Raw genomic sequence first — 16,883 nt, forward strand, 5'->3', positions numbered from 1 at the left:
CGGTGTCGGTGTCGGTGTCGGTGTCGGTGTCGGTGTCGGTGTCGGTGTCGGTGTCGGTGTCGGCGTTGGTGTCGGTGTCGGCGTTGGCTTCGGCGTCGGTGTTGGCTTCGGCGTCGGCGTTGGTGTCGGTGTCGGTGTCGGTGTCGGTGTCGGTGTCGGCGTTGGTGTCGGTGTCGGTGTCGGCGTTGGCTTCGGCGTCGGTGTTGGCTTCGGCGTCGGTGTTGGCTTCGGCGTTGGCGTTTGTGTCGGTGTCGGCGTTGGCTTCGGCGTTGGCGTTGGTGTCGGTGTTGGCTTCGGCGTTGGTGTTGGTGTCGGTGTCGGCGTTGGCTTCGGCGTCGGCGTTGGTGTCGGTGTCGGCGTTGGCTTCGGCGTTGGCGTTGGTGTCGGTGTCGGTGTTGGCTTCGGCGTCGGCGTTGGTGTCGGTGTCGGCGTTGGCTTCGGCGTTGGCGTTGGTGTCGGTGTCGGCGTTGGCTTCGGCGTTGGCGTTGGTGTCGGTGTCGGTGTTGGCTTCGGCGTTGGTGTTGGTGTCGGTGTCGGCGTTGGCTTCGGCGTTGGTGTCGGGGTTGGGCACCATTCGTACGTTTCGATCTCTGGTCCGATCGAATTTTCGCTCAATCCGTCTGCCGTTGCAAACGCCGTATTCGCCGTGCCCAGCGTCAACCCAGCAGCAAGCGTAGCGGCAATAACTGTCCTGGCCTTGCTCCTCATTAGCCCCACTCCAATACGATAATGAATTCACATTTCCTCAATCCATCTTTATTGAGCTGCATCTGCACTTATGCCTGTCTATTTCATCAATTCCAAAAAATATATTCTATAGTAGCTTTTCTTGTGATGTAAAAAAGCAAAGGCATTTATCCCTCCATTTTGTCGTGCCCATAAATCTGCTTGGCGAATACCCATTTCCGGCTTCCTATAAAATTCAAGCATACGGTAACAGCCGTTACCATCACCTTTGACGCTAGCGGGTGAAAACCAGCCACCGTAGTCAGCACGAACAACATCATTAAAGATAAAGCAAGAACTGCCGCATTCAACACTGCAAACCGAATAAACTGCCTAATAATAAAACTGCTTCGTCCACCTTGGCCGCCTTCCTGATCAGAAAATGTAATTTTCTTGTTCATGACATAACTGTTCAAGGTTCCAGCTGCGTATGAAATAATCTGCGCCCCGAGGCTGCCGATCCCCCAAAACAGCAACAGAGTAAAAACCGCAAAATCAATCGCCGTATTGATCAGCCCAACAGCATTGAATTTAAAAAACTGTACAGTAAGACGCCCATCCCTCCTATCCTGCATACTCTCCCACCTGTTCCCTCACTCCATCCGCCACATATGGCGGCTGGGCAGCCGGATTTGCACCCTCACGCTGAAAGTTCGTAATCTCCCGAACGATATAGAGCGGCCTATCCTTAGACTCATCGTAAATCCGCCCAATGTATTCCCCCATCACACCCAGCAGCATGAGAACAATCCCATTGAAGAAGAGGTTAATCGCCACGATAGAAGCCCATCCGGGAACCGTCCCCAGTTCGAACCACTTCTGAAGCAATACGACGAACAGGTAGATGAAGCTGGAAAGCGACAGCATGACCCCGATATATGAAGCAATCTTTAACGGTTTATGCGAAAAAGAGGTGATGCCATCCAAGGCAAACGAGATCATTTTCCGCAAAGGGTATTTCGTGACACCAGCAAAACGCTCATCACGCACATACTCCACACTCGTCTGCCGGAAGCCCACCCAGCCTACCAATCCGCGAACAAAGCGGTTTTTTTCCTTCAGACTTTTCAGCACGTCGCATACTTTCCGGTCGATTAAGCGAAAATCTCCGGTATCGAGCGGGATGTCTACCTTCGTCATCCTCCCAAGCAGCCGGTAAAACAGCAACGCGGTCATTTTCTTGAACACGCTCTCGCCCTTGCGTTTGATACGCTTGCCATATACTACCTCATAACCCTCCCTCCACTTACTGAGCATTTCTAGAATAAGCTCGGGTGGATCCTGCAAATCCGCATCGATAATAACGATGCAGCGGCCAGAGGCATAGTCCATTCCGGCACTGATCGCTACCTGGTGGCCAAAGTTTCTAGAGAACTGGATTAACTTCACGTGCGGATCTTTAAGGCAAATCGCTTCAACAATTTGGGCAGTTCTATCTCGGCTTCCGTCATTTACGAAAATAATCTCATAACCTTCCTCCACGCAATCCATGACCTGCTTCAGGCGATGGTACGTATGCTCGATCACTTCCTCTTCATTGAACATCGGCACGATAACGCTGCAGCCTATTTCCATAATTGTCCCTCCTTCACCTTATAAACTACATATTGGCATTGGCCATCTCTGCTTTCCCAGCCACAAACCTCACCTTATAGAACTAGAATATCCAGGTTGGAAACCATCTCAGCACATGCTCAATGTATCCCGAATTCACCTTCATCCCCGACAGTACAGGATAGAACATGGCGAACAGCAGAACCGCAGCGCCCATATACGCATACCTTACGTACTTAAAGCGGGGCCACTTTTGCTCAGCAAGGCTGGCAATATACACGATAGCTACAATGACAAACGGGACCATCGCAAAATAGTGGTAGAGGAAAGTCTCCCGCGTAACAAGCATCCAAGGAACATATTGCGCCAGAAATGCAATCCAAATTACGGTTTTCCCGAATTCTCTGCGCTTTAGGGTTAGCCCTATCGCCGCAGCCATGGCGACGATTCCGGTCCACCAAATCAGCGGGTTGCCTATCGTCACGATGCTGGACACCATCCCCCTAGCAAGCCCACCAGCTTCTCCCTGCGCACTGTAAAACCAAACGGGCCTCTTCATGAAAGGCCATTCCCACCAAGACGAAGCAAATGGATGACTCCCTACAAGTCTGCTGTGATAGTCGAACATATTTTTTTGTGCCTGAATCAAATTGCCGAAATGGAACCCTCCGTCCGTGGCAGCAAGAGCAGGAATATAGCTTAAGGTGTAGATCACAGCAGGAATCACCACGAAAAAGATACAGCAACTGCCCAAAGTAATCAGCGTCTTTCGCCAGAATCCTAGCTGAATGCGACGATACAGCTCGCGCTGCTCTAGCCCTTCATTCCCGCCAGCCGCTTTCAATTTGCGTTTGACAGCCGCATATTCCTTATAGCGGTGATGCAAAGACAAAAACAGCATCATTGCCAGCCCTGCGCCGCCATATAACACAATCCACTTCGTTGAAATCCCAATGCCGAAAAACAGCCCTGACCAGAACAGGGGAATCAGCGTTTTACCGAGGGATTGCCTATGGAAGCTCATGTGAAGATAACGATTCATGCCATAAAACATCAACAGGATGAAAAAGACGGCGTAAACGTCAATCGTCGCAATGCGCGTTTGCGCAAAATGCATAAACTCAGCCGCAAGGAGCACTATAGACATGACAGCATATTTTCGCTGCCCGAAGAGCTGCAGGGCAAATCGGTAAATCAGCGGCAGCATCGCTGCTCCAAACAAAGTCCCAGTGATACGCCAGCCCAAAGGGCTGAACCCGAATAACTGCATACCGAGTCCGATCAGCAGCTTGCCGAGCGGCGGATGCGTCGTTTCGTACGGAAGCAAATGATGCCAATATTCATATGCGGTTCTGGCATGATATATTTCATCGAAATAAGTGCCGTTTAAAAAACTGGGATAAACTATCGCGGTCGAAGCCTCATCAAATAACAAAGCGCTTCTGTCGCTCCCCCTCGCCCCTTGCGTTCCATCGTAAATGCCAGCTATAGGAATGGGCTTATTATGGCCCGCTTCATAAAACGCCACTTCATGCAGCGAAATACCGATCTGCTCAACCGTAAACCGAGCGTACCTGGCCTTCATGCCAACAGCCTCGCTTTTCCAAGCGAATACCGCACCTATATCTTCGGGAAACTCCATCGTTTTCTCCCAAGTTGCAGGGTCATTTCCGAATTCCAATTTAAACGCTCCCGTTGAAGCACCACCGAAAAAGTTTACCCGTTCTACGGTCATGGCCTCGCCAAAATCCACGTAGAAGCTGACTGGCTTCGTCGGCTTCCATTCGGTAACCGGCGCCTTCGCCGATCCCAATTGGTATAGGGCAAGCGCCCCGTACAATAGAGTAACAAGGCTGACCCAGAACCAATCCCTGCTTTGGAAACGGATTTTGTACAGGCCTTGCCATTTCCCTTTGGAAGCAAGCTCCGCCAATAGCAAAGCATCGTTAGCTTCTTGTACCTCCCCGGCCTGATGTTTGATCGGCTGGCGTCTTTTTTGCACATAAATGCGATATCCTACTACCAGCGTACATACCAACAACACCACATTGGCGAGCGAGCACAACAGAACGATCCCATCATTACCCGGACTCATGCCAAGGTTCAGGTACCCCAGAACATAAGCCACGTTCACATACTGCGTCAGACTGAAGCCGAGGTAGAGATAGAGCAGACGGCGATCCCGGGATTGAATGAAGCTGAACAAACATAACAGGAGCGCCGGGAACATATAACGTTCATGCATTTTTGTTCCCGCTACAAACACAATGACGATGAGCGCCAGGGCAATGAAGTATGTTTTGGACAAATCCCGCCCTCGTCTGCGAAGGGATATATATATGGCATAAACTACAGCTGCCAAAATGAACAGCAGCCCCCATGTCCGGAAAGGAAGCAGCAGCCACCGCTGATCAAGGGGAGCCCAGTTATGGCCAAAAAGCGCATATAAGTTGAACGCATTAACCGTGGCGTAAGGATAGGAGGCCAGCGTTGTTTTGTATAAATTGATGAGAGCGGGCAGCCCTCCCTGATTCCAGAAAAACGGAAGAGCTAGCAGGGCGAATGTCACAGCTCCAAGCAGCACGCTGACAGCAATGCGTTTCCAGGAGCGGTAGTAGAGAACCGCCAGCAGCCATACCGGTGCGAAAATAAACGTCTGCGGCTTAATGATCGCTGCAATTGCAAACCACACCGCCGATTTCTCCAAACGCCGCTCGCTTAGAGCCGTCAACGAACTGATCAGGAACAAGGCATAGAATGCATCCACTTGCCCCCAGCCTGCAGAATTAATGAGCACGGCCGGATTAAACAAATACATAACCGCTAGAACCCAGCCAACTCTGTCTCCAAATTTGCTGCGTCCTGCGCGATACAAGAGATATCCTGCAACCAAATCCGCCAGGATCGAGGGCAGCTTGAACAGCAGCGCTGCTCCTGCCGACCCATAACCCAAACCAAGCCATTCTTGCACTAGGCCTAACACGTACAGAATATAGATGTAACCCGGCGGGTAATCGGCAAAAATTCCTTCGCTGTAAAATCCTCCGAGGCCCCGCTCCACAACGTGACGGGCCCAGCTCATAAAGGTATTCATATCTGTCTCAAATCCGCGAACTGTATACCCGATCCATATCCGAAGCAGCAGTCCGGCAATCAGCGCAAGCAACATCCATCCTCGATAAGAATGACTTCCGCGATCCAGCGGGTGACTCTGCGCAATCATGCGGCGATACAGCCAAGCAAACAGGATAGCGAACAGTGCTGACCACAGCATAATCGGCAATATCGGGACCTGGGAGGTTACCGCTGAACTTGCCGTGCCATCTCCTTGTCCAGCCCCCTCGTTAGGATTATCCGCACCTTCGCCACCGATATTTCCTGAAGTGTCTGTGCCCAGCGGCAAAGCAGTTATTCCGTTCGGCAGCCCCTCCACCTTTTCGACGCTAATATCGTCAAACAGGGCTTTGCCTGTGTTGAGTCTTCCGTAACCGCCGATCGCTGCGGCGATTTTCAGCTCCCTCTGCTCCGGGCCAGTGACACCATAGAACTGTATCTGCCGCCATTCGCCGGGCGGCTCCTTAATATCCGGATACCCCCCGCCTACACCAAGCGGAAAAATATTCGCGCCAACCTCTCCGTCCCCGATGCTCAGCACTTTGATCCAGGCGGAAATCAAATATGTAGAGCTTGGCTCCACCGGAATCCGCTGCACCCATTTGGCATGATCAGGCTGTACATTCTCGATCCAGGCCGACTGTTCTCCGCTATGCGCATCCCCCCGGTCTACACCAAACCGGCTTACTCCTTCCTCCCTGGACCAGCGATCCATCTCCCAAGAATCAGGAACTTCCGAGTCTCCTAGCTCAAACCCGGGATTCTGCACCAGGTTAAGTTCCAATGCGCGAACCGTTCCTGGCTCAAAATGCGTAAATATCGCAAGAATACCGATGGCCAGCAGCACCGCTGCCCGCTTCGCAAAACTTGGCATGTCCAATTCCACCCCATACGAGTATTGATCTGTCATTCTATGCTTGTACCAATATACGTAAGGAATCAGAGATTATGCCTACAAATTCATAGATTCGAAGTATATAAAAAAAAGACCAGCCGCATGAGCGGCCAGTCTTGGAAATTCCGAATCAAAACCTACTATATTAATTTATTTTCAGGCTGCGCTATATTACTCGGCACCCAAGAAGATGTAGCGGCAGAGCACAAGAATCGCAAGCACCCACATTAACCAGTGAACTTTAACCTTCTTGTTCGTAAAGATGTTGCTGCAAGCGCCAAGAACTACGTAAGAGATAATACCCGCCGAAATACCGTTGGCGATACCACCAGTAAACGGCATAAGCACAATCGTCAGGAACGCAGGGAATGCATGAAGGAAATCATCCCACTCGATATTGCGGACTTGTCCCATCATCAGCACACCTACGATGATCAACGCTGGTGCCGTTGCTGCGGAAGGTACCACACCTGCAAGAGGAGCGATGAACAATGCGAGCAAGAACAGAACGCCTGTTGTTACTGCTGTTAGTCCCGTACGTCCGCCTTCAGCAACACCAGCTGTACTTTCGACATAAGAAGTGATCGTGCTCGTACCGAGAAGTGCACCGGCACTAACACCAGCCGCATCAACCAGCATCGCTTTACCGATCTTCTTCTCGCCTTCTTCTTTATTCTTCATCAATCCGGCACGCGTTGCCGTACCTACCAAGGTACCAAACGTGTCGAACAATTCAACGAAAGTGAACACCAATACGATTTCAAACAATCCCAGCTTGAGCGCGCCCATAATATCGAGCTTGCCTACAGCCAGCTCATTTACGTTCGGGAACCAGCTTGCGCCGGACAATCCGCTAACATTGGTTACGCCCATCGGAATACCGATCAACGTCGTTGCCACGATACCGATCAGCAATGCGCCTTTAACGCGAAGCGCCATAAGAATAGCGATCAGAATCAGACCGATCAATGTCAATTGCACACCGGAATCGTGTACGAAATCACCGAGACCCAGGTTGAAGAAACTTCCTGGCACCTGTTGGGTAAAGTCTTCAACAGGTCCGTTCAAATTGATGCCGACCAGGTTGCTCATTTTGAAACCGATAATAGCTACGAAAAGACCGATACCGACTGTAATGGCAGACTTAATGCTTTCTGGCACTGCCACAAGGAGCATTTGACGAATTTTCGTCACCGTAAGGATCAGGAAGATAATACCTGAGATGAAGACAGCACCTAGAGCCGCTTGCCATGTAATTGCTCCGTTAGAGCTGAGAACGACGGTCATGAAGTACGCATTCAGACCCATACCTGGGGCAAGCGCAATTGGGATGTTAACGAACAATCCCATGAGGATCGTAATCAGACCCGCACCGACCGCAGTAGCAAAGAATACACCGTCTGAAGGGATACCCGCACCACCCGGGCCCAAGAACAGATTGTTCACGAACAGGATGTAAGCCATCGTCATGAACGTTGTAATACCTGCAATAATTTCCGTTCTTACATTAGTGCCGTGTTCCTTAAGTTTAAAGAACCGATCCATGGTTAATAATTCCTCCTTAGAATGAGTCGGGAACGACAAAAAGCCCGGAGCGACAATACATCCCCGGGTCCCGTGCTGAGCAGAAGATACCGGAGTCATGCTTGGGCTGAAATGAGAAGCAGCAGTTAAATCGTCCGCCCGTTACCGGGCAGGATCGTTAACCATCCGCATCCATTCAATCGCAGACATGTTCCGATGTCTTCTTTTCGTAGCTAGATCATTACGGTGACCTCGTAGAGACTTCCGGGCCAATTCCCGGAATTATACGAAAAGCATTTATTTGAATTTGTCGAATTTTCCCGTACAAGTCTTGTTTCAAAGACTTATTACATGACTTATTCTAGGCTTGAAGACTCAGATTGTCAACATAAAAAGCGAATGTTTTTAAAACCAATCACGAAAATTGTTCGTGATTTGTTGAATCTTATTCGACAGGATTCTCTGAAGATTGACAAAATTCGCTTTCTCAAGCAACAAGAGCACTAAAAACCGTCCAGGGCTGAACGCCCCGAACGGTTCTTTAATCGAGATCAATAACAAACATTAGTTAAATTGTGACAAATACGCCTTGTTGACCTCCAGCAATTCATCACACAGGGCCCTGATATCATCAAGGCCTGGCTGATCATTTTCCTAATGCCGCAATACCATATCATTAAAAAAGGCCTCTATACGAATTGCTGGAAAGCATCCATGCCTGGCGATGATACAAGTTGATCACAAATTGTATTTTTCATATGATTAACGAATGCTATCACCTCGGAGTCCAGTCCTTCCCAATTATCAACATACTCTCCCCGATAGGCTTTTCTAGCTAAATCAAGTAAAGCCGCATGTTCTTTAGGCAACCGAGGTATAGCCCATTCTGCAGCTACATCTTTTGGTGAAATTTCACCAACAGCCACTGTCAGCCACATTCTGGCTAAGGTTAAAGCTACGTTGCGTTCGTCACCCTTGGCCCCCTCAATTAACCCCGGTAAAGACTTCCTAATCCAACATCTCCGTAGTTGATAACCGTGACTTCAAGGGGTCTCACAGAATCTGTGTTTCCTATCTTTCCAGATATAAGCATCAGTCTGTCCGTTATTCGGGTCATCGTGATCAGGATAATTGAGCCCTTCTTGATAAAGACTACCTACAATACGAATAACATCATTTTCAGAAGCAATATACATCATATCGCTACTTTTTACTGATTTTCTACTCCCCACTCACACAGACTTTCCAAGACAGGTAGGAGAGATTTAGCTTTTGGCGTTAAACTATAGACAACTTTGGGCGGGAATTGGGGGAATTCTTCACGATGAACCAATCCATCGGTCTCTAATTCTTTTAATTGAGCACTTAATGTTCGATACGTAATCGCACCTATCTGCCTTTTTAATTCATTAAATCGAATTGCTCATTTTCAGCTAGAAGATAGGTAATAACCATCTTCCACTTGCCACCAATAATAGACATTGTATATCCAAAAGGGGTATCTTGAATGTTCTTCACTTTACCTTTATATTCAGCCATACTCATATAATCACTATCCTTTCTGGTAGTATCTATCCAAAAAGTGCGTACTTTTCTTAGGTTTACTTTGCATTGTAAACTAACATTATTCCAAATAAAGGAGAGAGCATAATGACTAAAAAGACTATACGACTGCTTATGCCCCAATGGCAAGGAGGAAATAACCCACATTATTCATTTGGAGCTGAGTTACTTGCATGGCTTGCCCCAAAAAATAATCAGCCTCTTATTGAAGTCCCGGTACAAGCTTTTGACGGGGATTCGCTTGAAAAGGAGGATGGCATGAATGGAAGAACACAACTATTTGAGCAATTAACAGCCGCACACCATCTCCTAGAAGCTCACAAGCCGGATCGGGTTGTGATGTTAGGTGGAGACTGTCTTGTGGAACAGGCACCCTTCGCCTATTTAAACGAACGTTACGGAGGAAATCTAGGGGTCATATGGATTGATGCTCATAGTGATCTTGTTAGATTTGTGGGATATGACAATGGACATACACTTCCACTTGGAAATCTACTAGGCGAGGGCGACAAGCAATTTTCAAGTCTAGTAAAAACTCCACTGAAACCAGAGAATGTATTTATCGCTGGTCTAGCAACTCCATCTCAGGACGAAGAAAAGCGAATTGTAGAAGAAATTGAAAAAGCAGGTGTTTATCCAGAGGAACCCGAGGATGAACTGATTAATAGACTAGGTATTAGAACAGCTAATGCAGATGAGCTTGCTAAAAGTACGGATTCAATAAAGAACTGGATTAAGGAAAATGATATCAAGCATCTAGCCATTCATCTTGATTTAGATGTATTGGATCCATCATCCTTTCGTTCCTTATTGTTCGCTAATCCTGATGAAGATTATAACTTCTCAGCAGCTGGCTCCCTGCAACGTACACAACTGATTCGTATAATGAAGGAGCTTTCCGAAACAACAGAAGTAGTGGGCTTAGGCATTACAGAGCATATGCCATGGGATGCTATCAATTTAAAGAAGATGCTTGAGGAATTTCCAATTCTGAATGATTGATAATCTAAGTCATTAAAGCAACCGTTTTGAACATGTATCCCCATGAAGTTATGACGCCCATAAAAATAAAACACTATCTTTATGAGAATTAGAATCAACAGGTAAATCACAAATATCTTTTAAGCCCAGTGCGCGAAAATGGTTTTCTGCCACATCTTGCCCTTTCCTTTGCCGATATTGCCTAAAAATATCTTAGGAAACAAAAAAAGAGATATTGCTTTTACACAATATCCCTCATTTTTCTCCATTTCCTCTAGCGGAATTTTGGCGGAGAACCTATTCATTTTATGCTCTTAGTGAATTACTCCCACTCAATCGTCGCCGGCGGCTTCGATGTGATGTCATACACAATGCGGTTGACGTTGTCGACTTCGTTGACGATGCGTACGGAGATTTTCTCCAGCACATCCCACGGAATGCGCGCCCAGTCGGCGGTCATGCCATCAATGGATGTTACCGCACGAATGCCGACGGTGTAGGAGTATGTCCGGGCATCGCCCATAACCCCAACGCTCTTCATGTTCGGAAGCGCCGTGAAATACTGCCAAATTTCGCGATCAAGACCTGCTTTAGCGATCTCTTCGCGCAGAATGTAATCGGAATCGCGAACGATTTTTAGCTTGTCCTCCGTGACTTCGCCCAATACGCGAATGGCCAGACCCGGTCCAGGGAACGGCTGTCTCCATACGATTTCCGATGGCAGCCCGCACTCCTCGCCCACTTTACGAACCTCGTCCTTGAACAAGGCCTTTAGCGGCTCAACGAGCTCGAACTTCATGTCTTCAGGCAGTCCGCCGACGTTGTGGTGAGACTTGATCGTCTGAGCCGTCGCCGTACCGCTCTCTACGATATCGGTATAAAGCGTACCTTGCGCTAAAAATGCGAAATCATCGAACTGCTTCGATTCTTCCTCGAACACGTAGATGAACTCGTTGCCGATAATTTTCCGTTTTTGCTCGGGGTCATCAACGCCTGCCAGCTTGGACAGGAAGCGTTCGCGCGCATCGATTTTGACAACCTTCATGTCGAATTTGCCGACAAACGTCTCCATTACGCTCTCGGCTTCGCCTTTGCGCAGCAGTCCATGGTCGATGAACATGCACGTTAATTGGTCGCCGATAGCCTTGTGAATGAGCATCGCAACAACGGAGGAATCAACGCCACCGCTCAGCGCACAAAGTACCTTCTTATCGCCGACCTGTGTACGGATATCCTGAATCGCATCCTCGATGAACGTCTCCATGCTCCAGTTGCCTTCGCATCCGCAAATTTCATACAGGAAATTGCGGATCATTTCGTTACCATGCACGGAGTGGCGTACCTCCGGATGGAACTGAACGCCGTACAATCGACGCTCCTTATTCGCGAATCCAGCGATCGGAGCATGCTCCGTCGATGCATCGACGACGAATCCCTCCGGCAGTTCCACGACATGGTCGCCATGACTCATCCATACCGTTTGCTTCGACTCCAGGCCTTTCGTCAGCGCCGAATGCTCAGCGAAGTTTACGTCGGCCTTCCCGTATTCGCGCTTAGCCGCACGTTCTACCTTGCCGCCGAGCTGATGCGCCATCAATTGCATTCCGTAACAAATTCCGAAAATCGGCACACCGATGTCATACACAGCAGGGTCAATTTGCGGTGCATTTTCTGCATACACACTGGAAGGACCGCCAGAGAGAACGATGCCCTTAGGGGCCATTTCCCGCAGCCGCTCTGCCGAAGTATTGTATGGCAACAATTCGCTATATACACCCAAATCGCGAATTCTTCTTGCTATCAGCTGATTGTACTGCCCTCCAAAATCAAGAACGACAATCAATTCATTTGGCTTATTCATTACCGAGCCTCCCTCAATTCATGAACCTAATTATACGAAACGACAAAAGAAGTCGTCAAGAAAGTTCGGAAGACATCTTATCCACGGCGCAGAGCCAAATTTCGGCATAACTCCAGAAAATTTCGGCTATTCATCCGGTCGGGCCTTAATCCTCCATAATAGAGTATTTCCCATTCCCGGACAAACTCCTCTAATTTGCCTAGATTGGCCTTTTCTTGAGCAGAAAGAAAGTCAACGTATTCTCTCGCGGTCATGCCTTCCGGCTTATTTCCATATACTCGGTAAATCTGCTGCCAGACCCGATCGGCAACATGCAGCAGCAGCCTCTGATCAGGAAAGCGGCTGCGCGGCCGGGCAATCATCCGTCGCAGTGTCAATAAATTGCGCCATACCGAACTGTTTCTGCCTATCCATAGGATGAGCCAAACCGATGGCCAGACGACAAGCAATCCGGCAGTCCAAATCAGAGGCGCTTTTGCTAGCGATTCCCATAGGGTGAGAAACCCGTGATCCAGAATAGATTTTATCGCTGTAGGCAGCCTCTGTGCACTACCGGCAATTTTTTGAATCCACACGGGCAATAGTTGTGCACCCATCCCCGTTGAGGCCGACATCACGGAATCGTATCCCGGTGTCGGGTCGAACGGCACCCAGCCTTCTCCCGGAAAATACACCTCCACCCAAGCATGGGCATCCGCATACGATATCGTATATGAGTCAGGTTCTTCCTTGCTGCGCTCGCCAGGCGTGAAGCCTTTGACCCAGCGGGCAGGAATTTCGCCGCTGCGCAGCAGTACGACCATGGCCGTAGAGAAATGATCGCAATACCCTTGGCGGTCGACAAACAGAAAGCGATCGGCAAAATCCTCATCCGCTGGCGGAATGGCCGAATTCAAGTTGTAGGAATAATGCTGCTTCAAATATTTAGCGACGGCCATTGCCGCATCATAGCGGTTGTCCGCATCCCGGACTAGCGTTTGACCCAGCGCCCGAACGCGTTCCGGCAAGCTATCCGGCAATTGCAAATATCTCTCGCTAATCGATGCCGGCTCACTACCTTGCCGCTGCCTTAGGTGCCCGCCTGCAGCCGGCGGCCGAATGACCGTCAGCTCATAGCCTTGAATCCCTTCCACCGGGAGAGGCTGCTGAGCTTGTCCGGCCTTGTTCAAATAGATGGCTCCAGCAGCTTGGTCGAGCCTAGCGACAAACGGGATGCTCGTGCCATCCTCGGCAAACACGCGGTCGACTTGAACAGGAGTGCCTCCGCTCAGCAGCGGCATCTGTCTAGTGACCGGCTTCTGGAACGTGATCGTCTGCCTGATTGTGCTGAGACCCGCGATATCATCGTCCTGAGGCAGCAAGCTTAATCCCTCACTGCTCTCAAGCACTTCCTCTCCCCTTGCAGGTTGAAGCCAACCGCGGCCGGTGTACACGCTTTTGCTCTCCCCCCGCCAATATACAGAAACCGGGGATTTTGCTGTAAAATACGTATCCCATCGCAGCTGCAGCGGCGCACCAAGCTCACCGTCATCCCGTCCGTAGCCCGATACACTCGAGGTCGCCACGCTTGCTTCGGCCAATCCCTCCTTTTCGTACCAGCCTCGAAGGCTTTTGATTAATGCCTGCAAAGGCTGCTGCTGAACCGGCTGGGCTGGAAGCAAGAGACACAACCCAGCAGCGCAAACAAGAAGTCCCACAACCGTGAGGAGAGCCATTATTTTATAAGCATGCTCTTTGTATGATTTTCCATTCTTTAATGAAGGTTTCTGCTTGATATACCCTTGTTCTCTCAGTTGCATTGCAAACGCGTAGCTCTGAAGCCCGAGGCCAATTCCCGCTGCACGCACCAGGTTAAAAAATATCGGGGCCTCGAAGATCAGCTCAATCGTCAGCAAATAAACGATGACGACCGACAGAAACAGCAAAATCGTCTGCCGACCGACGGCCAGCATCTGGACAGATACAACTAGAAGGCCCCACCCGATCAGCAATAGCAGCATCCGCGACTCCGGGCTCGCTTCGTTCAGCCGCCCCGTTTGAATTGTCGCAGCGATATCCTGAGCCACAATGGTTCCATATCCGTTGAACCAGGAGATTCCTTCCTGCAACCCAAACAAATAGAACAATGTCCCTCCAATGAGCGTCAAGCATAACAAAGCCTGCACCCACGGGGCCAGCCGCAGGCAGCTTGCCAGAAGAAGAGCGCCTGTCAGGTACAGGAAGACGTCAATGACACTTCTCTCATGCTCAATCACTATGGAGTAAAGAGGATACAAACATTCCGCAAAGAGAGCATACAACAGCAGTGAAACCGCGACTCTGTGCAGCCACGGCCGAATGGCCTCCTGCTTCGCGGAACGAACGGGAAACTCCCGAGCCTGCTGCCCCATGCTAGGCAATGCCATGGTCTCTCCCTCCTCTATCCGGCTTCATCTGTCCGGAAGCCTCATACAGAAGCGGAACCATCCGAATTCCGTGCATGCTTAGTTGAGCCGACCAATGCCCTGCGGCGTTCCCCGAATCCTCCGCACTGCTGGTCCCTAAGCTAGCCCCTTCGCCCACAGAGCCGTTTACGTCTACGCCGCCGGCCTCTCCGGCACACCATACATCCAGTACCGCTCCAGCGTTAGCCATTTGCAGCAGCCTGGCGACAAGCGTTGAATTCAAGCTGCCGGTAATCACCGTGATCCGCTGCCCAGGAACAACCAAATGATTCCACACCTCCGCTCCTCTCAAAGAAAGAGTACACCGCTCATTTGCCAGCTGAGCCTGCGCTAACACCTCAAGCCCCTCATACAATCCTTCTTTCCCGTTTAGCTGTAACGTGGCGTTTCCCGGCCCTGGGCGAAAATAATACGCATCCGCACCCCCGCTCTGCCGATGCAGCCATGCTGCCGCGGCAGACACAGCTACCTCAAAAATTTCCGTCCGCCCTGTAACGAAATACGATATTGGATCCGTATCTAGAATCAAGCAAGCAGGCAGTGCATATAGTTCATCCGGAGCGCGGGTAATCAGCTCGCCGCTGCGGGCTGTTATTTTCCAATGGATCGATTTAACCGGGTCGCCTGGCTCATAGGACCTTAAGCGGCTGCCCCAGAACGGAGCATATTCGGATGATATATCGGGTCTCCCGACGTCCCCGTCCTTCCTTCCCTGCGGTTCGTCCCATGCCTCAATAAAGAGTGGAAGCGGTTGAACGAGCAGCTTATCCCTTCCGTTCAGATGGCGGATCCGTTTGAACCAGCCGAACACGTCACCCCAAGCGACCGTCGTGCTTCCCTCGATGTACAGCCCGCGAGTCACCCCGCTCAAACGGTATGTACCACTGTAATAGCGTTTAAATCCTGTAAACAGCAGCCTACCGCCTTCTTGCTCATGTCCTGCCAAATCATCATCAACCTGAACCCAAAGCGGAGGGATACCGCCTTCCAGGCTGATATGGAGCGTCACCTCGATTTCCTCCCCTTCGTAAGGGGCTGAAGGTGTCCACGTGCGACGGACAATGACTTTTTTCGGCCCGCACAGTTGGATAGCAGCACCCATGGCTCCAATAAGCAGCGCCAACAGGACAAGAAATAGCGAAGCCCCTCCCCCCTTCCAGACGTAGAGTGCACCCAGAACTACTATGACCGGTACGGCCGCCATCCAAGCTCGAATGCCGCTGCCCGTCATGACGATGCTCCTCGCTGTTGCTGAAATACGGGGACCTTGCCCTGAGACAATAAATCCTCCACAATATCTTCTCCACGCACCCCCGACAATTTCGTCTCGGGATTAAGCTTAAGCCGATGAGCCAGTACCGCCGGCGCTACCGCCTTGGCGTCATCAGGAATTACATAAGATCGTCCTTTATAGTAGGCCATCGCTTGCGCGGCCCCCATCCAGGCCAACGTGCCGCGAGGACTGATTCCGAGCGCAAGCTGGGGGTGACGGCGGGAGGCGTGGGCAATCGCCACTAAATATTGTTTGATCCGGTCATCAACAAGCACCTTTCTGACCTGGCGCTGCAGCTGCACCATCTCCTCAAGCAATAACACGGGGCGGATATCTTCAATAGGGATCCCTTCCTGCATACGGCCAAGCATCTCCACCTCTTGCTCAGGATCCGGATAACCAAGTGAAATGCGCATCAAGAACCGGTCAAGCTGGGCTTCCGGCAATCGGTAAGTCCCTTCGTAATCCAAAGGGTTCTGCGTCGCCAGCAGCAAAAAAGGCTTCGGCAGCGAATGGGTAACCCCGTCTACCGTCACTTTGCGCTCCTCCATCGCCTCCAGCAAAGCGGACTGGGTTCGCGGAGCCGCGCGGTTAATCTCGTCGGCAAGCACAATATGCGCCATGACTGGACCCGGCCGGAACTCGAATTGTCCGGTTTGGGCTCGGTACACCGACACCCCGGTTACGTCGGAGGGCATCAGATCCGAGGTAAACTGAATTCTTCCAAACGTGCCGCCAAGACAAGCCGCGAGCGTGCGCACCAGCAGCGTCTTGCCAACCCCAGGCACATCCTCGAGCAGAATATGTCCGCCCTGCAGCATGCAGACGACGGCAAGCTCGATTTCCTTTCTTTTTCCTATAATTACGCTGTCTGCCCGGTTTACCAGCTTCCCGAGCAAATCCGCTGAATAATGATCTATCATAACCTGGCTACCTCCATTTCCGGTC

Annotated in this window: 10 protein-coding genes, 2 pseudogenes and 1 riboswitch; of the genes and pseudogenes, 1 reads left to right on the plus strand and 11 read right to left on the minus strand. The window is 50.4% G+C overall.

Annotated features, from left to right (window positions below):
- From ACYUJT_RS06875 to ACYUJT_RS06905, 7 genes and pseudogenes are all read right to left on the minus strand, one after another.
- Positions 1–574 (minus strand): hypothetical protein (locus tag ACYUJT_RS06875; RefSeq protein WP_460319844.1); only part of this gene is annotated, 574 nt, incomplete at its 3' end.
- A gap of 280 nt (positions 575–854) precedes the next feature.
- Positions 855–1,301, minus strand: coding sequence for a GtrA family protein (locus ACYUJT_RS06880; protein WP_460319846.1), 447 nt, complete (start codon positions 1,299–1,301; stop codon positions 855–857).
- Entirely contained in the window at positions 1,291–2,301 is a 1,011-nt protein-coding gene (locus ACYUJT_RS06885) for a glycosyltransferase family 2 protein (protein ID WP_460319848.1), read from the minus strand. The genes ACYUJT_RS06880 and ACYUJT_RS06885 overlap by 11 nt, the downstream gene beginning before the upstream one ends.
- Before the next feature lie 82 nt (positions 2,302–2,383).
- Positions 2,384–6,268 carry a phospholipid carrier-dependent glycosyltransferase gene (locus ACYUJT_RS06890; RefSeq protein WP_460319850.1) on the minus strand — a complete coding sequence of 1,295 codons (3,885 nt, stop codon included), beginning with the start codon at positions 6,266–6,268 and terminating at the stop codon, positions 2,384–2,386.
- Between the two features lie 192 nt (positions 6,269–6,460).
- Positions 6,461–7,834 (minus strand): NCS2 family permease, encoded by a 1,374-nt coding sequence (locus ACYUJT_RS06895; protein ID WP_460319852.1) that lies wholly within the window; start codon positions 7,832–7,834, stop codon positions 6,461–6,463.
- 189 nt (positions 7,835–8,023) lie between these two features.
- A riboswitch (purine riboswitch) is annotated at positions 8,024–8,123 on the minus strand.
- 379 nt (positions 8,124–8,502) lie between these two features.
- Positions 8,503–8,969 (minus strand): annotated as a pseudogene (locus ACYUJT_RS06900) (DUF4111 domain-containing protein); the annotation flags it as partial.
- 54 nt (positions 8,970–9,023) lie between these two features.
- A pseudogene (locus ACYUJT_RS06905) lies at positions 9,024–9,358 on the minus strand (winged helix-turn-helix transcriptional regulator).
- A 105-nt stretch (positions 9,359–9,463) separates the two neighbouring features.
- Here ACYUJT_RS06905 and ACYUJT_RS06910 point away from each other — a divergent pair.
- Positions 9,464–10,378 (plus strand): arginase family protein, encoded by a 915-nt coding sequence (locus ACYUJT_RS06910; protein ID WP_460319854.1) that lies wholly within the window; start codon positions 9,464–9,466, stop codon positions 10,376–10,378.
- A 301-nt stretch (positions 10,379–10,679) separates the two neighbouring features.
- Here ACYUJT_RS06910 and guaA read toward each other — a convergent pair whose 3' ends face one another.
- The 4 genes from guaA to ACYUJT_RS06930 form a co-directional block, all read right to left on the minus strand.
- Entirely contained in the window at positions 10,680–12,218 is a 1,539-nt protein-coding gene (gene guaA, locus ACYUJT_RS06915) for a glutamine-hydrolyzing GMP synthase (protein ID WP_460319856.1), read from the minus strand.
- A 77-nt stretch (positions 12,219–12,295) separates the two neighbouring features.
- Positions 12,296–14,623, minus strand: coding sequence for a transglutaminase-like domain-containing protein (locus tag ACYUJT_RS06920; RefSeq protein ID WP_460319859.1), 2,328 nt, complete (start codon positions 14,621–14,623; stop codon positions 12,296–12,298).
- On the minus strand, positions 14,610–15,893 hold the full coding sequence (locus ACYUJT_RS06925) for a DUF58 domain-containing protein (protein ID WP_460319861.1): 1,284 nt from the start codon (positions 15,891–15,893) through the stop codon (positions 14,610–14,612). The genes ACYUJT_RS06920 and ACYUJT_RS06925 overlap by 14 nt, the downstream gene beginning before the upstream one ends.
- A complete protein-coding gene (locus ACYUJT_RS06930; protein WP_460319863.1) occupies positions 15,890–16,858 on the minus strand; it encodes an AAA family ATPase in 969 nt (322 codons plus the stop codon). The genes ACYUJT_RS06925 and ACYUJT_RS06930 overlap by 4 nt, the downstream gene beginning before the upstream one ends.
- Between the last annotated feature and the right edge of the window lie 25 nt (positions 16,859–16,883).

This window comes from Paenibacillus sp. YSY-4.3 (assembly GCF_054767475.1).